The sequence below is a fragment of the Streptomyces sp. NPDC058812 genome (assembly GCF_042744565.1).
Classification (GTDB): Bacteria; Actinomycetota; Actinomycetes; order Streptomycetales; family Streptomycetaceae; genus Streptomyces; species Streptomyces thinghirensis.
The window spans coordinates 320,266-343,807 of sequence record NZ_JBHYOB010000001.1; the positions used below are offsets into that span (position 1 = coordinate 320,266).

The following is a 23,542-nucleotide window of genomic DNA, read 5'->3' on the forward strand; positions in this document are numbered from 1 at the left end:
ATGTCCGGTTCGGCTCAGCGGAACGAGTCGATGTTCTCGCTCACCCAGTCGTCGTAGGTGCGCAGCGGGCGCCCGATGATGTCCCGCACTGACGGCCGCTGGTCGAACGTCCACTGAAGGAGTTCGGCGAAGCGGGCACCGTACTCTTCGAGTGCGTACAGCGTCACGTCGATCGCCCCGTCCGGCCAGCCAAGACGTCGCCAATTCGCCCGGCTCTCGTCCGCCGTCATGTCGACCGTGTCGATGTCGCGGCCGAGAGCCGTGGCGATGCTTCCCGCCCGTGAACGTGTGCTCAGCGGCGGGCCCACGGCCTCGACGACCGTCCCGTTGTAATCGTCGCTGGTCAAGGCCGCGAATACGACGGCGGCGAGGTCCTCCTCATGGATAAAGGGGTAATGGCCGCGGTTGAGGAACGCCTCCCGGATCACCCCGTCGGCGCGGATGGTGTCAGACCAGTCCGACCCTGTCGCCGGGTAGGTGCCCTCGATGACGGAACCCATCACAGCCGACGGCCGGATGTGCGTCCAGGCGATGCCCGAGTGCTCCACCGCCTTCTCGATCGCCAGCCAGAACCAGGTCTCCGGCGGATTGGCCTCCTCGTATTCGGGGCCGTGGGACGACAACAGAACGACCTTACGGGCGGAGGCGTTTCGCGCCAGAGTGAGGGCGTCCTGGACCGTCGACGGATGGGCCCCGGTGAGGAACACGGTCTCTGCACCGTCGAAGGCTCGGGCACACTCCAGCGGACGGGTGATGGACCCCACCACGACGTCGACCGCGTCGGGCCAGCCCCCGCACTGGTCCGGCTCGGCCATCACCCGTACCCGCCGACCCGTGGCGAGCAGTTGCCGGGCCAGGAACCGGCCGACGACCCCGGTCGGGCTGTTGCCTTCGTCCCTGCGCGGGCTGACGACGGTCAGCAGGCAGATTCCTTCGGACACCGGCGTCTTCTCGTTCTTCTCGAACCTGTCCACGGCAAGACCCTTCAACGCGTGAGCGGAGATCTTGCACCAGGCCCGGCCCGGGGCACCGGCCGGACTCTGCCGTGCCCCACGGCCGTAGTGCCACAGCTGCGGATCGAGGCCGGGATTCTAGCAGGACGCGTTGCCGTCCGAGGCGTTCGGTTTCGGCCGTGCCGGGCGGACACGGACCGGCCCTGCCAGGCCGTCGCGGTCAGCCGACCCCCGGCGTCACCAGCCCCGACTCGTAGCCCACGATGACCAGCTGCGCCCGGTCCCGCGCCCCCAGCTTGCCCATGATGCGGCTGACGTGGGTCTTGGCGGTCAGGGGGCTCAGTCCCAGGGAGTCGGCGATCTCCGTGTTGTTGAGGCCGCGTGCGACCAGGCTGAGTACCTGGCGTTCGCGGTCCGAGAGGCAGTCGGGGCCGCCGCCGTCCGCCACCGGTGTCGAAGGGCTGCGCAGGAAGCGTTCGATGAGCCGTGCCGTGGGGCCGGGCGACAGGAGGGCGTCGCCCGCCGTCACGGTACGTATGGCGTCGAGGAGATCGGCGGGTCTGGTGTCCTTCACCAGGAAGCCCGAGGCGCCCGCCCGCAGTGCCTCCACGATGTTGTCGTCGGTGTCGTAGGTGGTGAGGACCAGCACCTTCACACCGGCCAGGTCCTCGTCGGCCGCGATGAGCCGGGTCGCCTCGATGCCGTCCAGGTCGGGCATGCGGATGTCCATCACGACCAGGTCGGCGCGTTCCGTGCGGGCCAGGTCGACGGCCTGGCGGCCGGTGCCCGCCTCGCCGACCACCTCCATGTCGGGGGCCGACGCGACGAGCAGGGCGAACGCGGCACGGACGAGGTTCTGGTCGTCCGCGAGCAGCACTCGTATGGTCATCCGTCAGCCGTCTCTCTCCGGGGTCGCGGTCGTCAGGGGCGCGGCCGGCGCCGAAGGTGTCGACGGCGCCACGGGGGTCGGCAGCACGGCCGTCACCTCGAAGCCGCCGGCGCCTCCGCCCCGCGGCCCGGCGTCGAGTGTGCCACCCACGCTGCGGGCCCTCTCGCGCATGCCGACGAGTCCGAAGCCGGGGATGCCGTCGGGGTCGGGCCCGGTGCCGTCGTCGGTCACGGCCAGGCGCAGGGCGCCCCGCTCGGCGTGCACCTCGACGCGGACGGACGGTTCCGGCCCCGCGTGCCGTACGGCGTTGGTCAGCGCCTCCTGCACGATGCGGTAGGCGGCGGCGCCGATCGCGGGCGGCACGTCGCCGGTGCGTACCGACAGGTCCACCCGCGCTCCGGCGAGCCGGGCGGCCCCGGCCAGGTCGGGCAGGCCGTGCAGCCCGGGCAGGGGGCCGCGGGCGTCGGAGGCGTCCTGTTCCCGGAGTACCTCCAGCGTGGTCCGCAGTTCGCCGCGCGCGCTCCGGCAGGTCTCGGCGATGTCGTCGAGGGCCTTGGCGACGGCGGCCCGGTCCAGGCGCTCGGGGTCGGCGGTCAGGACGTGGGCGGCGACCGAGGTCTGCACGCCGATGAGGGTGATGCTGTGCGCGAGCAGGTCGTGCAGGTCCCGGGCGACGCGCAGGCGCTCCTCGGCGACGCGGCGCCGGGCCTCCTCCTCACGGGTGCGTTCGGCGCGCTCGGCGCGTTCGACGATGGAGGCGACGTACTGGCGGTAGTAGCGGACGTCGACGCCGGCGAAGAGGATGGCGATCACCCAGCCGGAGATGCGGATCAGCTCGATGGCCTGGTGGGTGTTGACGGTGAGCATGATGCTCACGGACACCGTGAGGACCGCGACGCCGGTCACGATCGTGCGCAGGGGGCGCCCGGTGACGGCGAGCGTGTAGAGCGCCACGTAGGAGGCGGGGCCGGCGGCGGCGTGGTTGTTGTCCATCGCGTGGTACGGCCCGACGAGGGCCACCACCGCCGCGAGCACCAGCAGCGGATGGCGGCGCCGCCACACGATCGGGACGTGCGCGGCGGCCAGCAGCGTCCAGCCCACGGCGTCCGGGCGACGGCCCTCGTCGGTGAACAACGCCAGGCAGACCGCGCCGGTGAGGAGGACCGCGGCGAGCACGGCGTCGTTGCGGGTGCCGTGCGGGGCGGTGCGCGGATCGCGGTTGACGGCGGCCATGATCCGCTCACCGAGGCGGGGCCAGGACGACGTCGGAGTGGTTGCCTGCACGCGCCCATCCTCCGCGACGGACGCGCCCCTCCGGGAGGGGAGGGGCGCACTCCGGTCGTCGGGCACCTCAGACACCGACGGGCTCCCGCTCGCCGGCCGGCACCGGCTCCTCGGGCGCCCGGGACAGCCGGCCCGGCCACCACACCCGGCGGCGCAGGGCGACGCTCGCGCTGGTGACGAGGTAGGTGCGGACGAGGAAGGTGTCGAGGAGGACGCCGACCGCGATGACGAAGCCCAGCTCGACGAGTTGCACCATCGGCATGTTGGTGAGCACCGCGAAGGTGGCCGCGAGGACGAGGCCGGCGGAGGCGATGACGCCGCCGGTGGTGCGCAGCGCGGTGAGCGCGGCCTGCGTGGGTTCGGCGCCGTGCAGGGACTCCTCGCGCATGCGGTGCATGAGGAAGATGCCGTAGTCGACGCCCAGTGCCACCAGGAAGACGAAGGACAGCAGGCCCAGGCCCGGGTCGGTGCCCTCGAAGCCGAAGAGGGGCCCGAAGACGAGTCCGCCGATGCCCAGGGCCGCGCCCCACACGGCGACGACGGCGGCGACCAGGATCAGCGGCGCGACCAGCGACCGCAGGAGGACCACGAGGATCAGCAGGACCGACAGCAGCACGATCGGTACGACGATGGCGGTGTCCCGGGCGCTGGTTTCCTCCAGGTCGATCTGCTGGGCGCTGGGGCCGCCGACGTAGGAGCCGTCGAGTGTGTCGCGCAGGGTGTCGATGGTGGCGGTCTCGGCCGCCGACTGGGGCGGGGCGGAGGCCAGTACGGTCAGTTCGGTCCAGCCCTCGCCGCTGCGCCCCTTCTCGGCGCTCGTGACGCCGCGGGTGTCGCGGGCCTCGGCGAGGGCGGCGTCGGCGCGGTCGGTGGGGGCGATGACGATGATGGGCTGGGTGCCGCGCTCCGGGTAGGCGGCGGCCAGGGTCTCCATCGCGGCGATCGCCTCGGGCCTGGTGGTGAAGGAGTCCTCCTGCTTGAGGTTGCCGGGCAGATTGAACGAGCCGAGGGCCAGCGCGCCCAGCAGGAGGGCGCCTCCGACCAGGACGGCTCGCGGGCGCCGCTCGGCGGAGCTGCCCATCGCGGTGAACAGCGAGCGGCGGGCCTTGGGCGTGCTGCCGTAGCGGGGTATGAGCGGCCAGAAGACGCGGCGGCCGAGCAGGACCAGGAGTGCGGGCAGCAGGGTCAGCATGGCGGCCAGCGCGCACAGCACGCCGACGGTGCCGAGCGGGCCCATGCCCCGGCTGGAGTTGAGGTCGGCGGCGAGCAGGCACAGCAGTCCGGCGGCGACGGTGCCGGAGGAGGCGAGCACGGCGGGGCCGCAGCCGCGCAGGGCGGCGAGCATGGCGTCGTGGGGGCGCTCGATACGGCGCAGCTCCTCGCGGTAGCGGGAGATCAGCAGCAGCGCGTAGTCGGTGCCGACGCCGAAGACCAGGATGGTCATGATGCCGGTGCTCTGGCCGGAGACCGAGGTGCCGAACCACTGGTTGAGGCCGTAGGCGACGCCCATGGAGAGGTAGTCGGCGATTCCGGCGACGGCGAGCGGGACGAGCCACAGGAAGGGGCTGCGGTAGATGAGGATCAGGAGGAGGGCTACGACCGCCGCGGTGGTGTAGAGCAGGGGACCGTCCAGGGAGTTGTAGACCTCGGCCGCGTCGGTGGCGAGCGCGCCCGCGCCGCCGACCTCGACGCTCAGCCCGTCGCCGCCCTGCGCGACGTCCCGTACGGCGTTGACCAGTTCGTCGCGGGCCTCCTCGTCCTGGCCGGGCTCGGTGCTGGCGACCGGGTACATGAGGGTGGTGCCGTCCTTGGACGGGATGCCGGCCGGGCGGTCGGTCAGCCGGTGCGCGCCCGCGATCTCGGCGATCTGGTCGGTGGCGGTGGCCTGGTCGGCGGCGGTCAGTCCGGCGTCGCGGTGGTAGACGACGACCATCTCGGTGGCCTCGCCGCCCGGCAGCCGGTCCTGGATCTTCGCGACCTGGGTGGAGTCGGCGCTCGCCGGCAGGTAGTCGACGGCGCGGTCGCGCTGCACGTCCGACAGTTTCGACGCGAACGGTGAGGCGAGCGCCAGTACGGCGATCCACAGCCCGAGCACCAGCCAGGGCACGGCCCGCCGTCGCCCCGCACTTGTCCTTACGGCCCCCATCTGGCGGGCCTCCCTCCGGTGGAAGTCTGGGTAGGTCTCCAGACTTCCGGTGGTGGGACGCCGATACGTCGGACGCGAGGGCGAGTTGGCGGCTACTGCCCGGGGTGGCGCGGGGCTGTCGTTACTCCCAGGGGAGTACCCGGGGGCCGGCGGTCAGGCTCGGTCGACCATCCAGTTGCCGTCCTCCTCCGCGTCGACCCGCACCTCCAGTTCCCGCAGGCCCATGCCCGCGTCCCAGAGTTCCCTGAAGCGCTTCAGCCGGTCCCGTACGTAGTCCTGGCGCGCGGTGAGCCGGGTCCGGACGTTGACGTCGCGCAGGTCCTGCTCGATCTCGAACGACACCTCCTCGTCGTAGAGGATGAAGTCGTTGGTGGTGCCGCGCTGGAGGTGCGGGGGCAGTTCGGGCAGGACCGCCGCGCGGACGTCGATGCGCCGCAGTTCCTGCTCCTCGCACAGCCGCAGCAGCCGGTCGTCCAGCTCGCGGGCGCTCTCCAGCAGGAACAGCCGGCGCACCGACACGCCCTGCTCGTCGATCGCCGCCTGCTGGGCGTCGAGGTAGCGGCCGGCGGGCTCGCTGTTCCAGAACTCCCGGTCGACGGACGTGCTGGTGGCGCAGATGGAGTGTTCGGCGGCGCGGGTGAGGGTGAGCATCCAGTCGTGGTTCTCGCCGGGGCACTCGGCGCTCTGGTTGGTGAGGTCCGCCATGTGGCCCACCACCCGCGCCATCTCCAGGTGGACGAAGGTGTGGAGGATCGAGGGTTCCGGCAGCAGTACGTCGGCGAAGCCCTTGGCCAGGTCGGGCACGCTGTCGATGCGGGCGCGGTCCAGCTGGGGGTAGGGCTCGGAGGGCCGGTGGTCCACCTGGGTGACGTGGGTCTCGACCAGCTGCTTCACGTCCTCGGTGTGCCGGGTCAGGCCGGTCTTCAGCTCGTCGTCGTACCGGTTCAGGCCTTCTCGTACGGCGGCGGTGTTCTCGGCGAGGGCGCTCTCCACCCGGCGGGTGTGCTCCTCCAGACGAATGTGACCCGGCCGCGGGGCCAGGCCGAGGAGGTACTGGACCAGCACCGCGGCGCCGGCGCAGAGCACCGCGGCCGCGAACTGCCGCAGCGTGCCGTCCTCGGGGCTCAGCAGCGCGACGACGCTCCAGAAGAGGGCACCGACGACCAGGGCGACCAGCAGCATGCGCGCCCATGGGGAGTCCCCCCTCATCAGGTCGGCCGGGCCCGGTGCGCGGGCCGTGTCGTCGGGCTGGGGTGACTGTGCCGTGCTCATCTCGCTTCTCCCCCCGTTGGGATACGCGTCGGATCGGGGTGCGGGGATGTGCGTGGGAGGTGCCGGCGCCCGGTCAGGGCACCGGTTCCACCTCCCGGTGGGGCGCGGGAATGGCCTGGAGGGTGAGCTGGTCGCGGATGCGCTGCACCAGGGCCTGCCACTGCCGGCTGAAGCCGGGCCGCTCCTCCAGCGGGTCCCACAGCGGGGCCAGTTCCTTGGCCACCCTGGCCCGGGGCATCCACAGGTGCAGCAGGTGGTCGACAGCCGGACGCAGCGCCCTGACGACGGCGGTGGCGTCCTGCGCGGCTGAGCCGCCGAGGCGGATGCCGTCGAGCATGCGGACCACGGTGGTGAGCAGCCAGTCGTGCAGGGCGAGGTCGTCGCAGAGTACGGCGAGGTCGGCGCCGGTGGTGCCCTCGGGTACGCGCAGGCGCACGGTGCGCAGTTCGTCCTCGGCGAGGGTGAACCGTTCGATGGACGGGCCGTCGCTAGGGCCCGCGGGCAGGGCGACCCAGCGCAGCCGGGTGGGCCTGGACCTGAAGGGCGGGCGCTGGTCGAGCAGGGCGTGGCGCAGCAGCCGGGTGAGCAGTCCGTCGGCGATCAGCCCGACGTCGAGGTCGCCGTGCCGCCCGCCGCCGAGCACGCCCTGCGCGACCGCCTCGTGGGGCAGCTTGCCGAGGGGTTCGACCACGCCGGGGCGTACCAGGTACTCGCCCCACGGCCGCCGCTGGTCGGGTCCGGTGGCGGGGAGCCGGAAGTGGGCGGAGGTCTGCAGGACGCGCCCCTCGGTGAGCACGGCGTGTGCGGCGACGGTACCGACCGCGCGGATCCGGGCGCCGTTGGCGCTGGGCAGCGGGCAGTCGACGCCGGTGAGGGTGTCGGGGGAACGCGCGTAGAGGCCCGGGCGCTCGGAGAGCAGGACGCGTTCGTCGGCGCGCAGGGCGAGGAGCTGGGCGGCGGACCGGATGTCGAGGGCCTGCCGGGCGGGCAGCAGGCAGGTGCGGACCTCGCCGCAGGCGAGTACGGCGCGCGGTGTGCTCTCCCGCGGCAGCATGTCAGGGCCCCGAGTAGTAGACGTAGGAGACGCGGTCGGCGACCGAGTCGGGGACGGCCGTGCGCTCCCGTCCGGAGCGTTCGGCGACCTGCTCCAGTGCGCCCGGGTCCACCTCGATCTGGTCGAGGATCACGCGGACGGCGTGCTCGACGGGGAGGAAGCGGGTGGGCAGGACCGAGCAGGTCCGGTAGGCGGAGAAGGGGTCCGCGTGGGCGTTGAGCCGGAGCAAGGGGGGCAGTTCGTCCCAGGTGTCGGGGAACCCGGTGGCGGTGTGCGGCTGGGGGACGAGGACGGCCTCGCCCTCGTCGCGCAGCAGTCCGAGGCGGGCGAGCTGCCACACGGCGGCGAGGAAGGGGCAGGACCAGGTGCGGTGCCCGTCGGCGTCGTCGCTCCACAGCTCGACGTCGAGGAAGACGGAGTGGCGGCGGGCGGCGGTCTCCCGGGGCGGCTGCCAGGCGGCGGCGCGCTTCATGGCCTGCGGGGCGCGGGCGGCGGGGCTGCGTTCGCCGTTGGCCAGCCAGCCGGTCTGCGCGGCGGGTGGGCGCAGGCCGTAGCTGCCGGGCGGCGGCGACTCGACGATGCGGCCGGCCACCGCCTCGGCGACGGGTACCTTGCCGGCGGTGGCGCAGCCGGACTCGCGGGCCAGGTAGTCGACGCTCAGCCCGGCCCGCTCGGCCTCCGCGAGCAGCATGGGGACGACTTCGGCGGGGGTGGAGAAGCGGGTGAAGTAGTCGTCGATGAGGAAGCAGGTGCTGATCCGGGCGCGTCTGCCGCCGGCCCGGGCGGTGGCGGCGGTGCGGGCCGCGTCCACCCAGGGGCGTACTTCGGTGAAGTGCCGGCGCAGGCGTTCGGGCCCGGCCTCGAAGTCCTCCATGTAGAGGTGGCCCAGCTCCAGGGAGAGGTGGGCCAGCGGCACCGACTGGGTGCGCGGCTCGGCGGCGGTCTCCCGGAACACCGCGTCCGTCATGGCCGCCCCCAGTGCGAGTCGTCCGTCAGGCGCCGGGCGATCTCCTCCAGCGCCTCCAGGGTCTCCTTGTTGGCGATCTGGGTGGAGAGCACGTCTTCTTCGGTGATGAGCTGCTCACGCCACTGGAGTATGGGTTCCAGCGGTACGACGCCGAGGACGACGCTGTCGCCGATGCGGTGCTCGGCGGCGAGCCGGCGCAGCGCCTCGTCGCAGGCCTGCATCCAGGCGGCCTGGGCGGGCGAGCCCTGGGACCACAGCGGCGACTCGGGGTCGGGCACGGCGGCCCGCACGAAGCGGATCGCGGCCCGCAGGTCCTCCTCGTCGTGCCCGCGCTCGACGCCGCCGCCGATGATTCCGTGGTCGGCGTGGACGAGCCCGGAGGCGGCGATGACGTGCTGCCGGGTCCAGCGGTGGAAGACCAGCCAGCGGAAGGGGACGTTGCGCATCCGGGGGTGGGCGGTGGCCGCGAGGACCATGTCGACGGCGTAGCTGCGGCCGGCGCTGAGGTCGACGACGGTGACGTCGAACTCGCCGTTGAGCCGCAGCAGCAGGTCGATGCACCGCTCCAGGGACTCCTCGCCGATGGCGAACTCGCCGCCCCCGGCGTCGCCGGGGAACAGGACGAGGCGGCCGGACTGGTTGGGGCGGGCGCGCAGCAGCGGGTGCTCGGTCTGCCGCCACACGTCGATCCTGGCGGGCTCGGCGGCTTCGCCCTCCAGGTAGGAGTGGAGGCCGCGTTCCTCGGTGCCGCGCATCGCGCCGGGCACGTCGAAGACGGCGGCGGCGGTGGGCGAGCCGAAGTCGAAGTCCACGTACGCCACGTGGTCGCCGGTGAGGGCGCGCTGGTACGCCAGGTTGGCGCTGGTCACCGAGCGCCCCGTGCCTCCTTTGTCGGAGGCGGCGAAGACGAGCACGCTCACACCTCCTGCGCGGCGGCGCCCCTGGCCTGGGCCAGGGTGTCGAGTTCCTGGAGCACGGGCAGGGCCAGGGCGAAGGCGGTGGCGGGCCGGTCGTCGACGAGGCCGCGGGCGTGGTCGAGGCGGCTCTCGATGCTGCGCATGGCCCGGGCTCTGCTGCCGTCGGCGGCCGCGGAGGCCTCCAGCTGCTCCTTGCCGAACAGGTGGGTGGCCTCGCTGAGCAGTTCCCGGGCCAGCTCGGCGAGTTCGGGGCTGCGGATCGGCTGCTGCTCGTACAGGTTGCGGGCGGCGACGAGGCATTCGGTGACGCGCTCGGTGATGCTCCAGGACATGCGCAGGCCGACGTCGTGCGCCTCGGGGTAGACGGCCCGGACGTTGTCCCAGAGGCCGGCGCCGTCCTCGTCGTCGATCCGCCGGTTCCACAGGTGCTCGAAGGCCTGCTCGGCGAGGCGCAGCAGCCGGTCCTGGGCGCCGATGTTCCGGGAGAGCTCGGCGAGCTGGATGGTGCGTTTGAGGAGCTGGGCCGAGAAGTCGGTCATTCGCCACAGGAGGAGTCCACCGGAGCGCTCGGACCCGGCGAGCGGCATGGTGACGCCGGGGTTGTGCAACCGGATGGTGGGGTCCTTCCTGGTCATCCGGCTGGTGACCCGGCCCCGGTCGGCGAGGCGCTCCATGACGGCGACGGTGCGGGTGAGGTCGTCGTCGGTCGCCTTCCGGCGGACCAGGTCGTGGACGAGGATGGCCGCGACGGTCAGGGAGAAGTACTCGGACTCCAGGCGCAGGCCGGTGGTCTGCCAGGGCAGGTCCTCCAGGGGCCAGCGCTCGGTGCCGAAGCGGGCGATCGCGGACCAGTACTGCTGGCTGAGTTCCCAGCGCAGGCGCAGTGCCTCGGCGAGCTTCTGCTGGTCGGCGTCGAGCAGGCCGAGGGTGAGGGTGCGGTCGGAGAACAGGTCCTGGATGCCGTCGAGGGCGACGACGGTGAAGTACACGTAGGGCAGCCGGTCGGCGATGCCGGCGGGCTGGCCGGGGACCGGGACGCTCAGGTCGGTGATCTCCGGGGCGTCCTGGACGACACCCCAGGCCCAGCCGCACTCGAAGAGCTGGCTCTCGTCGCGGATGCCCTCGTCGACCTCGATGCCGCGGCTGAGGCTCTCGATGATGGTGGCGCGCAGGGGGCGTAACTTGCGGGAGAACTGCTGGAGGACGGCCCGGTCGGACTGTCTGCCCTGCCCTACGACCTGGATCAGCCGCGTGCCCTGTTCGGACTCGGCGTCGAAGACGTTGACGGTGAAGGAGCGCAGCAGGCTGACCATGGCGGCGGTCAGCCGGGCGTTCGTGGCCTCGCGCAGCTCGCCGATCGACTTGCGCACCTCGGGGCGGGTCGTGGTGCCCTCGTAGACCTTGAGGAATCCGAGGGTGGCGAGGCAGAGCGTGACGGACATGGAATAGGAGTCGACCACGCCCAACTGGCCCTGCTCGTGCGTGACCTGCCCGTCGGGCTCGGCGGGCCGGAAGTAGTGGCCGCCGGAGAAGGTGGGGCTGTCGTCCGTCCCGGTGTGGGTGCGCATGAACTGGGTCAGCGCGGTGATCAGGTTGGGCGGGATCTCCAGCCGGCTGCCGATCCGGTCGAGTGCGCGCAGGACGTCACGTTCGGTGGTGTCCGGTTGGTCGAGACGGAAGGCGGGGACCTCGGTGGCGGGATACAGCAGGCACAGCAGGCGTTCGGCGTCCGCGACGCTGCTCAGCCCGTCGGTGTCGCCCCACAGCAGTTTCCCGTCGTCGAACGAATGACGGGCCATGGCCTGCCAGATCTCCAGCATGTGCTGGCGTGGCTTGATCTGCATCCCCGCACCCCTCGTACAGATCTCGTTGCCCTGTGTTCAGCATGGTCCCCGTTCCTAGGGGGCGGCAACCTCCGAATTGCGCCGCCCCAGGGCGAGGAGAATTCCCTCGTGTCCCGGCCGCACCATGTGGTGCAGATCGTGGATCTCCAGCTCTCCGGTGAACGGTTCCAGGCTCTCCCTGGCCCGGCTCTCGTTCACCCGGTAGGCCGGGTAGTCGTGTTCGCCGACGCGGTAGCCGACCGACTCCTTCATGAAAGCGGCGGCGAACGGCGCGCCTTCACTGAGCGCGTTCATGAAACACCGCACTCCCCGGTGGAACTCGTCGGGGCACTCGGACATCGAGTCGGCGACGAAGAACATCGTCCCGATGTCCCAGCGCCGGTGTCCGTGCTCCAGGTCGAACAGGTTGCCGCGCTCCACCCGGACGATCTCGCTGACGCGGCTTCGCGGTTCGACGGCGGCGTAGGGGGGCGACTCGCGCAGCACCTCCCAGAACGCGTCCCACGCGGTGTCGTATCCGTCCGGGGAGACCTGCTTCTCCAGGTATTCGACGTTCGGGCGCGCGTATTCCAGCAGCAGCGCCTTCTCGCACCACGGCAGCATGGAGAGCGCGGGGTAGAGATTCGCACCGGCGCCCACGTCGACACCCCGCACCGAATCCGGGACGCCTCCGGAGAAGCAGCGGCTGAAATAGTCACGCATCAACCGGACGATCAGCAGATCGACTTCGAGTGGTGTCCGGTAGTTGTTGTCGACGTACACCTCTGGATCGAACTTCGACCACGGTGCGTCGGCATTGCGATCCATAGTCACCCTGCCGCGTTCCATTCGATTCCGGACAAGCCCCAGTGTCGTGCACGGTAAGCCGCCAGGACATGTCGAGACAGCCGGGAACACGCCAGTCCTCTTCCGCCGGGCGCACGTCCGGCGCATCGTCGCACAACCGAACTCGCCCTTGCACGGGGGAAGTTGGAAGCTCACTCTAGCCAGAAGGGGTCACCGGCCGCCATATGAAGGCTCATTCCTTCGTGAGCGGTTCCGGTGTCGTCGAGTTGACGTCCGCACGTCCTGACTGGGGGTGGCATGACCGCCGAACCGCTGGAACGCTCCTTGGGCCGCCACGAACAGCTCACGAGGCCGGTTCCGTACCCGGAGACACTGCCACTGGTCCTGCGGACGGCGCGGGAGGCCGACCTGCCCGAACTGCGGCGGCTCGACGAGGAGGTCTTCCAGGAGGTCGCCTATCCCGGCTTCCTCCTGCGGCAGCTCTTCGACATGTACGAGGAACACTTCCTGGTACTCGACGACGGCACGGGCCGGTTGCGCGGTTACGTACTGGCCGCCACCCGGGCGCTCGGCGGGGACAGCTGGATACTCGGCCTGTGCGTCACCCAGGACCGGCGCCGGCACGGGCTGGGCCGGGAGCTGATGACGGAGGTCCTGACCCGGCTGCGCCGGGACGGCATAGAGGTGGTCCGCCTCACCGTGGAGCCGGCCAATCTCGCCGCCATCCTGCTCTACCGCTCCCTGGGCTTCCACCCGGAGGAACCCGACGCGGGCCTGCGCCGGGACTACTTCGGCCCGGGGATGGACCGCCAGATCCTGCGCCTGGACCTTCCGGGCGGCCAGGAGGGCTAGGAGGGCGTGCCCGCCGACTCCAGGAGGCGGGTCACGTCGTCGGAGCAGATGGTCAGGGCCGCGCCGACCGTCGCCAGGGCGTCGCGTTCGGCGGGGGTGTAGGGGCCGTCGGCCAGGGCGATGCGGGCGCCCTGGAGGAGGATCGATTCGCGGCCGACGGCGGCGAGGTGCGGGGCCAGCGGGTCCAGCGCCTCGTGCAGCTCTATGGCCAGGCCGGGTACGCAGGGCTCCCCGTGGACCCGGCCGGTGTCCGCCTCCAGCGCTTCGACCAGCGCGTTCAGCTGATCCTCGGTGCAGTCCTCGAAGCCGGCCGCGCGCACCGCGACGGCCGCCGTCTCCAGCGACGTACGGGAACAGGTGCCGCCCGCGGCCAGGACCGCCAGGGCGACGGTGTGGACGGCGTCGCGCAGCATCGCGGAGAAGCGGGTGGTGGTCGGGTGGTCGAGGACGTCGGTGCCGTAGTGGCGGCGGCAGGCCGCGCACTCGACGGTCGGCGCCGATTCACCGCGCGGCAGCACGGGCACGCCGAGCATGGTGAAGCGGCGGCGGCCGGTGAGCCGCTGGTAGTTGCGGTCGCCTCCGCAGCCGGGGCAGAAGAACTCGCCGTCGCCGACGGGTGTCCACGCGGTGCGTGTGCCCAGGATGCGCGGCAGCCGGGCAGCTCGGCCGTTTCGTCCCCGTTCAGGCAGCACGTCGCACCTCCGTAACCGCGCGACAGCATCGTCGCGCTGGCGTGATGTTAGCCACATCACGGACGTGGAGTCAGTACCCGGGAAGAGACCTTTCCGTGACCTGCACACGGAGTTGGCCGGTATACGACGGGGCCCCGCCCGCCGTTTTCCGGCGAGCGGGGCCTCAAACCGCCGATTCGGCTGGTCAGCGAGTTGCGCGGTTGACGGCGGAGACGACCGCCTTCAGCGAGGCGCGCGTGGTGTTCGCGTCGATTCCGATGCCCCACAGCACCTTGTCGCCGATGGCGCACTCGATGTAGGACGCGGCCTGCGCGGAGGCGCCCTCGCTCATCGTGTGCTCCTGGTAGTCCAGCAGGCGTACGTCGATGCCGACGCCCTGCAGCGCGTGGAAGAACGCCGAGATCGGTCCGTTGCCGGTGCCGACCAGGGTGGTCTCCGCGCCGTCGACCGTGGCGTCGACGGTGAGGGTGTCGATGCCGTCGACGTCGGTCGTGGTCTGGCCGTTGGCGACCTGGATGCGTCCCCAGGGGTTGTCCGGGTTGGGCAGGTACTCGTCCTGGAAGACGTCCCAGATGGCCGTCGGCGTGATCTCGCCGCCCTCGGCGTCCGTCTTGGCCTGGATCAGCTTGGAGAACTCGATCTGCATCCGGCGGGGCAGGTCCAGCTTGTGGTCGTTCTTCAGGACGTAGGCGATGCCGCCCTTGCCGGACTGCGAGTTGACGCGGATGACCGCCTCGTAGGAGCGGCCGACGTCCTTGGGGTCGATCGGCAGGTACGGGACCGCCCACTCGATGTCGTCGACGGTGACGCCCTTGGCCTTCGCGTCGGCCTCCATGGCGTCGAAGCCCTTCTTGATGGCGTCCTGGTGGGAGCCGGAGAAGGACGTGTAGACCAGGTCGCCCACGTACGGATGGCGCGCGTGGACCTTCATCTGGTTGCAGTACTCCCACGTGCGACGGATCTCGTCGATGTCGGAGAAGTCGATCTGCGGGTCGACGCCCTGGGAGAACAGGTTCATGCCCAGGGTGACCAGGTCGACGTTGCCGGTGCGCTCGCCCTGGCCGAACAGGCAGCCCTCGACGCGGTCTGCGCCGGCCATGACCGCCAGCTCGGCCGCGGCCACCGCCGTACCGCGGTCGTTGTGCGGGTGGACGGACAGCACCACGTGCTCGCGGCGGGAGAGGTTGCGGTGCATCCACTCGAAGCGGTCCGCGTGGGTGGAGGGGGTGGAACGCTCCACGGTGGCGGGCAGGTTGAGGATGATCTCCCGGCCGGGGCCGGGCTGGTAGGTGTCCATCACCGCCTCGCAGACCTCCAGGGCGAAGTCCAGCTCGGTGTCGGTGAAGATCTCGGGGCTGTACTGGTAGCCGAACTCCGTCTCGGGGCCCAGCAGCTTCTCCGCGTACTCCATGACCAGGCGGGTGCCGTCCACGGCGATCTGCTTGATGTCGTCCCTGGACGCGCGGAAGACGACGCGGCGGAAGACGGGGGCGGTGGCGTTGTACAGGTGGACGGTGGCCCGCCTGGCGCCCTTCAGGGACTCCACCGTGCGCTCGATCAGGTCCTCGCGGGCCTGGGTCAGTACGGAGATCGTCACGTCGTCCGGGATGGCGTCCGGGTCCTCGATGATCGACCGTACGAAGTCGAAGTCCGTCTGGCCGGAGGCCGGGAAGCCGACCTCGATCTCCTTGTAACCCATCTTGACCAGCAGGTCGAACATCGCGCGCTTGCGGGCGGGCGACATGGGGTCGATCAGCGCCTGGTTGCCGTCGCGCAGGTCGGTGGAGAGCCAGCGGGGGGCGGTGGTGATGCGCCGGTCCGGCCAGGTGCGGTCGGGGATGTCGACCTGCTCGTACCCGCGGTACTTGGCGGTCGGCATGGAACTGGGCTGCTGGCGGTTGGCCATGATGGCGTGGGCTCCTCGTGATGTCCGCGGTGTGCGCGACGTCCGCGACGTCCGCGTGTTCCGGAAGGACGGCCGACGGCACCACCAAGCTCCGCGGGGAGGGAGTCGGCCTCTACAGGCCCTCGCCGCGGCAGCTAAGGAGAAGCAGCCCGAAACGCATGATGCCCAGCACCATAGCCGAGTCACGCCGGTCACGCGGGTCCGTATCAGTATGCGGGACCATGGAGGGAACCGGGACAAAAAGTGCCGTATACCACTAACCGTCGGCCAGGGGGGCGTCTTGGTGCCGCTTTTCATCAATCATGGTTGCGGGTGGTGACAGTCACATCACGCGGTGCAAGGGTGCCGGACATGACGACATACGGGGGCCTCGAGCCCGTCTTCTGCACCATCGTGCCGCCCCACGTCCTCGACAGGCTCGCCCAGCACGAGGACCCCGTGCTCGCCGGTCCCGCCCGCCGGACCCTCCAGCGCGACGCCTTCGAGCGCACCCACCGCCGGCTGACCACGGTGATCGGCGCCCCCACCGTCGCCCCGCGCGCCGACGCCGAGCCCGAGCGGCCGCAGCGCACGATCTTCGACGCCCGGCACGGCACCGACCTGCCGGGCAAGAAGGTGCGCGGGGAGGGCGACGAGCCCGGCAAGGACGCCACCGTGAACCGCGCCTACGCGGCCCTCGGCGCGACTTTCGAGCACTTCCTGAAGGTGTACGGGCGCAACTCCATCGACGGCGGCGGGCTGCCGCTGGACGCCACCGTGCACTACGACCGCGAGTACAACAACGCCTTCTGGAACGGCGAGCAGATGGTCTTCGGCGACGGGGACGGGGAGATCTTCCTCGACTTCACCATCCCCCTCGACGTGATCGGCCACGAGCTGACCCACGGCGTCACCCAGCACACCGCCAACCTGACCTACTACGGCCAGCCGGGCGCCCTCAACGAGTCGGTCTCCGACGTCTTCGGCGCCCTCATCAAGCAGTACTCGCTCGGCCAGACCGCCGCCGAGGCCGACTGGCTGATCGGCGCCGGGCTGCTCGCCCCGCGCGTGACGGGGGTGGCACTGCGCTCCATGAAGGAACCGGGCACGGCGTACGACGACGACGTCCTCGGCAAGGACCCGCAGCCCGCGACGATGGACGACTTCGTGCGCACCGGCCGCGACAACGGCGGCGTGCACATCAACTCCGGCATCCCCAACCACGCCTTCTACCTGGTCGCCACCGCGCTCGGCGGGCATGCCTGGGAGCGGGCGGGACTGGTCTGGTACGACGTGCTGACCGGCGGCGAGCTGGCGCAGGACGCGCTGTTCGTGGACTTCGCGACACTGACGGTGAAGGCCGCCCGGGAGCGCTACGGCGACGCCGAGGAGCTGGAGGCGGTGCGCAAGGCCTGGGAGCAGGTCGGGGTGCGCACGCTCTAGTTCCGTACTAGACACGGACCCATGCGGATTCAGGTGAGGCGCACAGGAGGCTTCGCGGGCATCGAACGCCACGCGGAGGTCGACACCGCGGGACGCCCCGACGCGGCCGAGTGGCACGCCCTGGCGGAGCGGGCGGCCGCCGACGGGCGGGGCACGCCGCCCGTCGGGGTGCCGGACGGGTTCAGCTACCAGATCACCGTGGACGGGAAGACGGTGTACGCCGCCGATCCCCGGCTGACGGACGAGCAGCGGAGGCTGATCTCGCGGGTACTGAAGGAGGGTGCGTAACGCCGTTGCCGGGCAAGGGCGTTGACTTCCCTCACCGGCCCTGCGGATGATCCGCGCATGGCGACGAACCCGGTACCCCGGTTCCCGGACGGCTTCCTGTGGGGCGTGTCGACCTCGGCGCACCAGATCGAGGGCGCGGCCGAGCTGCGGGGAGCCTCGGTGTGGGACGTCTTCACGTCCGAGCCGGGGCGGGTGAAGGACGGCTCGACGGCGGCGGTGGCCTGCGACCACTACCACCGCTACCGCGAGGACGTGGCCCTCCTGGCGGACCTGGGCGTGGACGCCTACCGCTTCTCGGTCTCCTGGCCGCGGGTGGACTCCCCCGGTGGACTCGACTTCTACGACCGGCTGGTCGACGAGCTGTGCGCGGCGGGCGTCCGGCCGGTGCCGACGCTCTTCCACTGGGACCTGCCGGTGGGCCTGGACTGGCTGGAACGGGACACGGCGTCGCGTTTCGCTCAGTACGCGTCGGTGGTCGCGGACCGGCTCGGCGACCGCGTCGGCAAGTGGATCACCCTGAACGAGCCCGCCGAGCACACCCTGCTGGGCCACGCCCTCGGCGCGCACGCCCCCGGCCGGGAGCTGCTCTTCGACGCCCTCCCGGTGGCCCACCACCAGCTGCTCGCGCACGGCCTGGCGGTACGCGCCCTGCGCGCGTCGGGCGCCACGGACATCGGGATCGCCAACTCGCACGGTCCGACCTGGTCGGCGTCGGACGACCCGGCCGACCGGGAGGCGGCGGAGTTCTACGACGTCCTCCTGAACCGGCTGTTCGCCGACCCCGTGCTGACCGGGCGCTACCCGGACGGCATCGGGGAGCTGATGCCGGGGGACGTGCGGGCGGACCTGAAGATCATCGCCGAGCCGCTGGACTGGTACGGCGTGAACTACTACGCGCCGACGAGGGTGGGCGCCCCGCAGGGCGCGGAGAGCGAGTCCGGGGGCCTGACGCTCCCCGCCGGACTGCCCTTCTCGGTGCGCGGGATCGAGGGCCGGCCGCTGACCGACTTCGGCTGGCCCGTGGTCCCCGAGGGGCTCACCGAGCTGCTCACCGGCTTCCGCGACCGCTACGGCGACCGGCTCCCGCCCGTCGTCATCACGGAGAACGGCTGCTCCTACGAGGGGCTCGACGACCAGGACCGCATCACCTACCTCGACGGGCACGTCCGCGCCCTGCACCGGGCGCTGGAGGCGGGCGTGGACGTGCGCGGCTACTTCGTGTGGTCGCTGCTGGACAACTTCGAGTGGGCCGAGGGGTACGCGCGCCGGTTCGGGCTGGTGCACGTGGACTTCGACACGCGGCAGCGCACGCCCAAGGCGTCGTACGGCTGGTTCCGTGAGGTACTGCGGGCGCAGCGGGACCGGCCTTCGGTGACGCCCGGCCACGGAGGGTGACCGGGCGTGGAGTGAACGCGGGCGGTACGCCGGGCACCGGTCGGATAAAAGCCCTCGGCGCTGTCGGTGGGGAGTCGTACGCTGGAGACATCAGACACGCCAGTCACGCGGCGCACGCCGCAGAGGAGGACTTGCAGGCCTCGAGCGCCGGCCCATGACTCAGACACCCACAGCTCACACCCCCGCGCAGGGGCAGGCGAGAGCACAGTTCACCGTCCCCGCCCAGCACCCCATGGTGACCGTGCTGGGGTCCGGCGACTCCCTCCTGCGCGTGATCGAGAAGGCCTTCCCGGCGGCCGACATCCACGTCCGGGGAAACGAGATCAGCGCGGTCGGCGACACCCATGACGTCGCCCTCATCCAGCGCGTGTTCGACGAGATGATGCTGGTGCTCCGCACGGGGCAGCCGATGACGGAGGACGCAGTGGAACGCTCGATCGCCATGCTCAAGGCGAGCGAGAACGGGGAGAGCGACGGCCAGGAGACCCCGGCCGAGGTGCTCACGCAGAACATCCTGTCCTCTCGCGGCCGCACGATCCGCCCCAAGACGCTGAACCAGAAGCGGTACGTCGACGCGATCGACAAGCACACCATCGTCTTCGGCATCGGCCCCGCGGGCACCGGCAAGACCTACCTGGCGATGGCCAAGGCGGTGCAGGCCCTGCAGTCCAAGCAGGTCAACCGCATCATCCTGACCCGCCCCGCGGTCGAGGCCGGCGAGCGGCTCGGCTTCCTGCCGGGCACGCTCTACGAGAAGATCGACCCGTACCTGCGCCCGCTGTACGACGCGCTGCACGACATGCTCGACCCCGACTCGATCCCGCGGCTGATGGCGGCGGGGACGATCGAGGTCGCGCCGCTGGCGTACATGCGCGGCCGGACGCTGAACGACGCCTTCATCATCCTGGACGAGGCCCAGAACACGAGCCCCGAGCAGATGAAGATGTTCCTGACCCGCCTCGGCTTCGACTCGAAGATCGTGATCACGGGTGACGTGACGCAGGTCGACCTGCCCGGCGGCACGAAGTCCGGTCTGCGGCAGGTGCAGGACATCCTGGAGGGCGTCGAGGACGTCCACTTCTCCCGGCTGTCGTCCCAGGACGTCGTCCGGCACAAGCTGGTGGGCCGTATCGTCGACGCGTACGAGCAGTACGACAGCAGGAACGGCACCGAGAACGGCGGCCACAACGGCGGTCGCGCACCCAAGCACGGTGCCAAGGCCAAGGGGAAGTAGACCAGCACGACCATGTCGATCGACGTCAACAACGAGTCCGGAACCGAGGTCGACGAGCAGGCGATCCTCGACATCGCCCGCTACGCCCTCGCGCGGATGCGCATCCACCCGCTCTCCGAGCTCTCGGTGATCGTCGTGGACGCCGACGCCATGGAGCAGCTCCACATCCAGTGGATGGACCTGCCGGGTCCGACGGATGTCATGTCCTTCCCGATGGACGAGCTGCGTCCGCCGGCGAAGGACGAGGACGAGCCGCCGCAGGGGCTGCTCGGCGACATCGTGCTCTGCCCGGAGGTCGCCACCAGGCAGGGCACCGAGGCACCGACGCAGCACTCCATGGACGAGGAGCTCCAGTTGCTCACCGTCCACGGAGTGCTGCACCTGCTCGGGTACGACCACGAGGAGCCGGACGAGAAGGCCGAGATGTTCGGTCTGCAGGCAGCCATCGTGGACGGCTGGCGTGCGGAGAAGGGCCTGACCGGCCCGTCCCCGGCCCCGACCGTCTCATGAGCCTCCCGCTAATCGCCGGCGCGGTCGCCCTGGTCGTGATCGCCTGGCTCGCCGCGTGCGCGGAGGCGGGGCTCGCGCGGGTCTCCAGCTTCCGCGCCGAGGAGGCCGTACGGTCCGGGCGGCGCGGCGGCGAGAAGCTCGCCAAGGTCGCCGCCGACCCGACGCGCTACCTCAACGTGGCGCTGCTGGTCCGCGTCGCCTGCGAGATGGCCGCCGCCGCACTGGTCACGTACGCCTGTCTGAAGCAGTTCGACGGAACCGGCGAAGCGCTGGTGATCGCCATCGCGGTCATGGTGCTCGTCTCGTACGTCGCCGTCGGGGTGTCCCCGCGCACCATCGGACGCCAGCACCCGCTGAACACGGCGACCGCGGCGGCGTACGTCCTGGTGCCGCTGGCCCGGATCATGGGCCCGATCCCGTCGCTGCTCATCCTCATCGGCAACGCCCTCACCCCCGGCAAGGGCTTCCGCCGCGGCCCCTTCGCCTCCGAGGCGGAGCTGCGCGCGCTGGTCGACTACGCCGAGAAGGAGTCCCTGATCGAGGCCGAGGAGCGCCGCATGGTGCACTCGGTGTTCGAGCTGGGCGACACGCTGGTGCGGGAGGTCATGGTCCCGCGGACCGACCTCGTCGTCATCGAGCGCTACAAGACCATCCGGCAGGCGCTCACCCTCGCCCTGCGCTCCGGTTTCTCGCGGATACCGGTCACCGGGGACAGCGAGGACGACATCGTCGGCATCGTCTACCTGAAGGACCTGGTCCGCAGGACCCACATCAGCCGGGACGCGGAGAGCGACCTCGTCTCCACGGCGATGCGCCCGGCGTTCTTCGTGCCCGACACCAAGAACGCCGGTGACCTGCTGCGCGAGATGCAGAAGGAGCGCAACCACGTCGCCGTCGTCATCGACGAGTACGGCGGCACGGCGGGCATCGTCACCATCGAGGACATCCTGGAGGAGATCGTCGGCGAGATCACCGACGAGTACGACCGGGAGCTGCCTCCCGTCGAGGAGCTGGGCGAGGACCGTTTCCGGGTCACCGCCCGCCTCGACATCGGCGACCTGGGCGAGCTGTACGGCCTGGAGGAGTTCGACGACGAGGACGTCGAGACGGTGGGCGGTCTGCTGGCGAAGGCACTCGGCCGGGTGCCGATCGCCGGTGCCTCGTCGATCGTGGAGCTGCCCGACGGCCGCGAGCTGCGGCTGACGGCGGAGGCCGCGGCGGGCCGCCGGAACAAGATCGTGACGGTGCTGGTGGAGCCGGTGGGCGCGGTGAAGCGCGCCGAGGAGGCCGTGTCGGAATGACCCCCGGGGAACTGCGCGACTTCTGTCTGTCCTTCAACGCCGCGGTGGAGGACTTCCCCTTCAGCCCCGAGATCTCGGTCTTCAAGGTGCTGGGCAAGATGTTCGCGCTGTCCTTCCTGGACGGGCACCCCCTCACGGTCAACCTGAAGTGCGACCCGGACGACGCGATCCGGCTGCGCGCCGACCACCCGGGGCTGATCGTCCCCGGCTGGCACATGCACAAGCGGCACTGGAACACGGTGACCGTGGACGGCGGGCTCCCGGACCGTGTCGTCCGGGAGCTGGTCGAGGACTCGTACGACCTGGTGGTCGCCGGCCTGCCGCGCGCGGACAGGCTCCGCCTCGACCGCCCCTGAGCGCCTGCCCCCGCGGTCCGGCGCGGGGCGATGTACCCGGTGGCGGGGTGACCGGTCCGCGGCCGGCGGTGCTACGTATGCTCGCCTCATGACCGAGACTCCCGCCCTCGATCCCGAGGACCGCAAGATCGTGACCCTGGCCCGTTCCGCGCGGGCCCGCAACGGTGTGCCCGAGGGGGCGGCCGTACGCGACGAGACCGGCCGCACGTACGTCGCCGGCACGGTCGCCCTGGACTCCCTGCGGCTCAGCGCCCTGCGCACGGCGGTGGCGATGGCGGTGGCGTCCGGCGCGAAGTCGCTGGAGGCGGCGGCCGTGGTGACGGAGGCGGAGTCGGCGGCGGAGGAGGACCGGGCGGCGGTACGGGACCTGGGGGGTCCCGAGACGCCGGTGCTCGTCGCCGGTCCGGACGGCACGGTGCGCGACACGGTGCGCGCGGGCTGACCCGACCGTCGCGGGCCCGGTGGACGACCGTGGTACGGCGGGGCTCCGGGGATCAGGGACAATGGGCGCCATGAGCGTTCGTACCCAGTCATCCGAAGAGTCGGCCGAAGCTGTCCACAGGGCCGGTTTCGCCTGCTTCGTGGGCCGCCCCAACGCGGGCAAGTCCACCCTCACGAACGCTCTGGTCGGGCAGAAGGTGGCGATCACCTCGAACCGTCCGCAGACGACCCGGCACACCGTGCGGGGCATCGTGCACCGCCCGGAGGCGCAGCTGATCCTGGTGGACACCCCGGGGCTGCACAAGCCGCGCACGCTGCTGGGCGAGCGGCTCAACGACGTCGTGCGGACGACGTGGGCCGAGGTGGACGTCATCGGTTTCTGCCTGCCCGCGAACGAGAAGCTGGGCCCCGGTGACCGCTTCATCGCCAAGGAACTGGCCGGGATCAAGAAGACCCCGAAGGTCGCGATCGTCACCAAGACCGACCTGGTGGACTCCAAGACCCTGGCCGAGCAGCTGATCGCGATCGATCAGCTCGGCCAGGAGCTGGGGATCACCTGGGCGGAGATCGTCCCGGTGTCGGCCACGGCGAACCAGCAGGTCGACCTGCTCGCGGACCTGCTGACCCCGCTGCTGCCCGAGGGCCCCGCGCTCTACCCCGAGGGCGACCTGACCGACGAGCCCGAGCAGGTCATGGTCGCCGAGCTGATCCGGGAGGCCGCGCTGGAGGGCGTACGGGACGAGCTGCCGCACTCCATCGCGGTGGTCGTGGAGGAGATGCTCCCGCGCGAGGACCGCCCCGCCGACAAGCCGCTCCTGGACATCCACGCCAACGTCTTCATCGAGCGTCCCAGCCAGAAGGGCATCATCATCGGCCCCAAGGGCAAGCGCCTGAAGGACGTCGGCATCAAGTCCCGCAAGCAGATCGAGGCACTGCTCGGCACGCCGGTCTTCTTGGACCTGCACGTGAAGGTCGCGAAGGACTGGCAGCGCGACCCGAAGCAGCTGCGGCGGCTCGGGTTCTGAGCGCGCTC

Annotated in this window: 22 protein-coding genes; 10 read left to right on the plus strand and 12 right to left on the minus strand. The window is 71.2% G+C overall.

All coding sequences use genetic code 11. The features are described 5' to 3' along the window. Positions 1–14 precede the first annotated feature (14 nt). From ACFW48_RS01500 to ACFW48_RS01545, 10 genes are all read right to left on the minus strand, one after another. Positions 15–974, minus strand: coding sequence for an SDR family oxidoreductase (locus ACFW48_RS01500; RefSeq protein ID WP_386309345.1), 960 nt, complete (start codon positions 972–974; stop codon positions 15–17). Between the two features lie 199 nt (positions 975–1,173). Then, positions 1,174–1,842, minus strand: coding sequence for a response regulator (locus ACFW48_RS01505; protein ID WP_386309346.1), 669 nt, complete (start codon positions 1,840–1,842; stop codon positions 1,174–1,176). Between the two features lie 3 nt (positions 1,843–1,845). Continuing rightward, complete coding sequence (locus ACFW48_RS01510) at positions 1,846–3,075, minus strand: sensor histidine kinase (RefSeq protein ID WP_386310227.1); 1,230 nt, start codon at positions 3,073–3,075, stop codon at positions 1,846–1,848. 118 nt (positions 3,076–3,193) lie between these two features. Further along, positions 3,194–5,272 (minus strand): MMPL family transporter, encoded by a 2,079-nt coding sequence (locus tag ACFW48_RS01515; protein WP_386309347.1) that lies wholly within the window; start codon positions 5,270–5,272, stop codon positions 3,194–3,196. Between the two features lie 153 nt (positions 5,273–5,425). After that, complete coding sequence (locus ACFW48_RS01520) at positions 5,426–6,544, minus strand: hypothetical protein (RefSeq protein WP_386309349.1); 1,119 nt, start codon at positions 6,542–6,544, stop codon at positions 5,426–5,428. Between the two features lie 73 nt (positions 6,545–6,617). Next, positions 6,618–7,598, minus strand: coding sequence for an SCO2521 family protein (locus ACFW48_RS01525; RefSeq protein WP_386309351.1), 981 nt, complete (start codon positions 7,596–7,598; stop codon positions 6,618–6,620). Between the two features lies 1 nt (position 7,599). Continuing rightward, complete coding sequence (locus ACFW48_RS01530) at positions 7,600–8,565, minus strand: SCO2522 family protein (protein ID WP_386309353.1); 966 nt, start codon at positions 8,563–8,565, stop codon at positions 7,600–7,602. Beyond that, positions 8,562–9,479, minus strand: coding sequence for an SCO2523 family variant P-loop protein (locus tag ACFW48_RS01535; protein WP_386310229.1), 918 nt, complete (start codon positions 9,477–9,479; stop codon positions 8,562–8,564). Before ACFW48_RS01535 ends, ACFW48_RS01530 begins: the two co-directional genes overlap by 4 nt. Positions 9,480–9,481: 2 nt before the next feature. Further along, on the minus strand, positions 9,482–11,326 hold the full coding sequence (locus ACFW48_RS01540; RefSeq protein ID WP_386309354.1) for an SCO2524 family protein: 1,845 nt from the start codon (positions 11,324–11,326) through the stop codon (positions 9,482–9,484). 54 nt (positions 11,327–11,380) lie between these two features. Continuing rightward, entirely contained in the window at positions 11,381–12,154 is a 774-nt protein-coding gene (locus ACFW48_RS01545) for an SCO2525 family SAM-dependent methyltransferase (RefSeq protein ID WP_386309356.1), read from the minus strand. A 255-nt stretch (positions 12,155–12,409) separates the two neighbouring features. Here ACFW48_RS01545 and ACFW48_RS01550 point away from each other — a divergent pair, with 255 nt between their 5' ends. Next, a complete protein-coding gene (locus ACFW48_RS01550; protein ID WP_386309358.1) occupies positions 12,410–12,964 on the plus strand; it encodes a GNAT family N-acetyltransferase in 555 nt (184 codons plus the stop codon). On the opposite strand, the gene ACFW48_RS01555 is transcribed toward ACFW48_RS01550, so the two are convergent. Both ACFW48_RS01555 and leuA read right to left on the minus strand, forming a co-directional pair. Beyond that, positions 12,961–13,656: a TerB family tellurite resistance protein gene (locus ACFW48_RS01555; protein WP_386309360.1), complete on the minus strand. Its 696-nt coding sequence runs from the start codon at positions 13,654–13,656 to the stop codon at positions 12,961–12,963. The two genes, ACFW48_RS01550 and ACFW48_RS01555, sit on opposite strands and share 4 nt — an antisense overlap. A 184-nt stretch (positions 13,657–13,840) precedes the next feature. Continuing rightward, positions 13,841–15,562 (minus strand): 2-isopropylmalate synthase, encoded by a 1,722-nt coding sequence (gene leuA / locus ACFW48_RS01560; RefSeq protein WP_386309361.1) that lies wholly within the window; start codon positions 15,560–15,562, stop codon positions 13,841–13,843. A gap of 351 nt (positions 15,563–15,913) precedes the next feature. Here leuA and ACFW48_RS01565 point away from each other — a divergent pair, with 351 nt between their 5' ends. The 9 genes from ACFW48_RS01565 (at position 15,914) to era (ending at position 23,534) form a co-directional block, all read left to right on the plus strand. After that, a complete protein-coding gene (locus ACFW48_RS01565; RefSeq protein WP_386309363.1) occupies positions 15,914–16,984 on the plus strand; it encodes a M4 family metallopeptidase in 1,071 nt (356 codons plus the stop codon). Between the two features lie 21 nt (positions 16,985–17,005). Continuing rightward, entirely contained in the window at positions 17,006–17,272 is a 267-nt protein-coding gene (locus ACFW48_RS01570; protein WP_310873461.1) for a protealysin inhibitor emfourin, read from the plus strand. A 57-nt stretch (positions 17,273–17,329) separates the two neighbouring features. Continuing rightward, positions 17,330–18,667, plus strand: coding sequence for a GH1 family beta-glucosidase (locus tag ACFW48_RS01575; RefSeq protein WP_386309366.1), 1,338 nt, complete (start codon positions 17,330–17,332; stop codon positions 18,665–18,667). 154 nt (positions 18,668–18,821) lie between these two features. After that, on the plus strand, positions 18,822–19,901 hold the full coding sequence (locus ACFW48_RS01580; RefSeq protein WP_386309368.1) for a PhoH family protein: 1,080 nt from the start codon (positions 18,822–18,824) through the stop codon (positions 19,899–19,901). A 12-nt stretch (positions 19,902–19,913) separates the two neighbouring features. Further along, complete coding sequence (gene ybeY, locus ACFW48_RS01585; protein ID WP_386309370.1) at positions 19,914–20,411, plus strand: rRNA maturation RNase YbeY; 498 nt, start codon at positions 19,914–19,916, stop codon at positions 20,409–20,411. Then, positions 20,408–21,712 carry a hemolysin family protein gene (locus tag ACFW48_RS01590; RefSeq protein WP_386309373.1) on the plus strand — a complete coding sequence of 435 codons (1,305 nt, stop codon included), beginning with the start codon at positions 20,408–20,410 and terminating at the stop codon, positions 21,710–21,712. Before ybeY ends, ACFW48_RS01590 begins: the two co-directional genes overlap by 4 nt. Next, positions 21,709–22,068, plus strand: a complete 360-nt coding sequence (locus ACFW48_RS01595) for an MmcQ/YjbR family DNA-binding protein (RefSeq protein ID WP_386309376.1) — start codon at positions 21,709–21,711, stop codon at positions 22,066–22,068. Before ACFW48_RS01590 ends, ACFW48_RS01595 begins: the two co-directional genes overlap by 4 nt. Positions 22,069–22,156: 88 nt before the next feature. Next, positions 22,157–22,510: a cytidine deaminase gene (locus ACFW48_RS01600; protein WP_386309377.1), complete on the plus strand. Its 354-nt coding sequence runs from the start codon at positions 22,157–22,159 to the stop codon at positions 22,508–22,510. Between the two features lie 70 nt (positions 22,511–22,580). Further along, positions 22,581–23,534 carry a GTPase Era gene (era, locus tag ACFW48_RS01605; protein WP_193776243.1) on the plus strand — a complete coding sequence of 318 codons (954 nt, stop codon included), beginning with the start codon at positions 22,581–22,583 and terminating at the stop codon, positions 23,532–23,534. The last annotated feature ends 8 nt before the right edge of the window (positions 23,535–23,542 follow it).

What these genes read in the sequence shown, in the direction of transcription:
- ACFW48_RS01505 (WP_386309346.1), bottom strand. Translation starts at nt 1,842, where the DNA reads ATGACCATACGAGTGCTGCTCGCGGACGACCAGAACCTCGTCCGTGCC.
- ACFW48_RS01510 (WP_386310227.1), bottom strand. Translation starts at nt 3,075, where the DNA reads ATGGCCGCCGTCAACCGCGATCCGCGCACCGCCCCGCACGGCACCCGC.
- ACFW48_RS01515 (WP_386309347.1), bottom strand. Translation starts at nt 5,272, where the DNA reads ATGGGGGCCGTAAGGACAAGTGCGGGGCGACGGCGGGCCGTGCCCTGG.
- ACFW48_RS01520 (WP_386309349.1), bottom strand. Translation starts at nt 6,544, where the DNA reads ATGAGCACGGCACAGTCACCCCAGCCCGACGACACGGCCCGCGCACCG.
- ACFW48_RS01525 (WP_386309351.1), bottom strand. Translation starts at nt 7,598, where the DNA reads ATGCTGCCGCGGGAGAGCACACCGCGCGCCGTACTCGCCTGCGGCGAG.
- ACFW48_RS01530 (WP_386309353.1), bottom strand. Translation starts at nt 8,565, where the DNA reads ATGACGGACGCGGTGTTCCGGGAGACCGCCGCCGAGCCGCGCACCCAG.
- ACFW48_RS01540 (WP_386309354.1), bottom strand. Translation starts at nt 11,326, where the DNA reads ATGCAGATCAAGCCACGCCAGCACATGCTGGAGATCTGGCAGGCCATG.
- ACFW48_RS01545 (WP_386309356.1), bottom strand. Translation starts at nt 12,154, where the DNA reads ATGGAACGCGGCAGGGTGACTATGGATCGCAATGCCGACGCACCGTGG.
- ACFW48_RS01550 (WP_386309358.1), top strand. Translation starts at nt 12,410, where the DNA reads ATGACCGCCGAACCGCTGGAACGCTCCTTGGGCCGCCACGAACAGCTC.
- leuA (WP_386309361.1), bottom strand. Translation starts at nt 15,562, where the DNA reads ATGGCCAACCGCCAGCAGCCCAGTTCCATGCCGACCGCCAAGTACCGC.
- ACFW48_RS01565 (WP_386309363.1), top strand. Translation starts at nt 15,914, where the DNA reads ATGACGACATACGGGGGCCTCGAGCCCGTCTTCTGCACCATCGTGCCG.
- ACFW48_RS01570 (WP_310873461.1), top strand. Translation starts at nt 17,006, where the DNA reads ATGCGGATTCAGGTGAGGCGCACAGGAGGCTTCGCGGGCATCGAACGC.
- ACFW48_RS01575 (WP_386309366.1), top strand. Translation starts at nt 17,330, where the DNA reads ATGGCGACGAACCCGGTACCCCGGTTCCCGGACGGCTTCCTGTGGGGC.
- ACFW48_RS01580 (WP_386309368.1), top strand. Translation starts at nt 18,822, where the DNA reads ATGACTCAGACACCCACAGCTCACACCCCCGCGCAGGGGCAGGCGAGA.
- ybeY (WP_386309370.1), top strand. Translation starts at nt 19,914, where the DNA reads ATGTCGATCGACGTCAACAACGAGTCCGGAACCGAGGTCGACGAGCAG.
- ACFW48_RS01590 (WP_386309373.1), top strand. Translation starts at nt 20,408, where the DNA reads ATGAGCCTCCCGCTAATCGCCGGCGCGGTCGCCCTGGTCGTGATCGCC.
- ACFW48_RS01595 (WP_386309376.1), top strand. Translation starts at nt 21,709, where the DNA reads ATGACCCCCGGGGAACTGCGCGACTTCTGTCTGTCCTTCAACGCCGCG.
- ACFW48_RS01600 (WP_386309377.1), top strand. Translation starts at nt 22,157, where the DNA reads ATGACCGAGACTCCCGCCCTCGATCCCGAGGACCGCAAGATCGTGACC.
- era (WP_193776243.1), top strand. Translation starts at nt 22,581, where the DNA reads ATGAGCGTTCGTACCCAGTCATCCGAAGAGTCGGCCGAAGCTGTCCAC.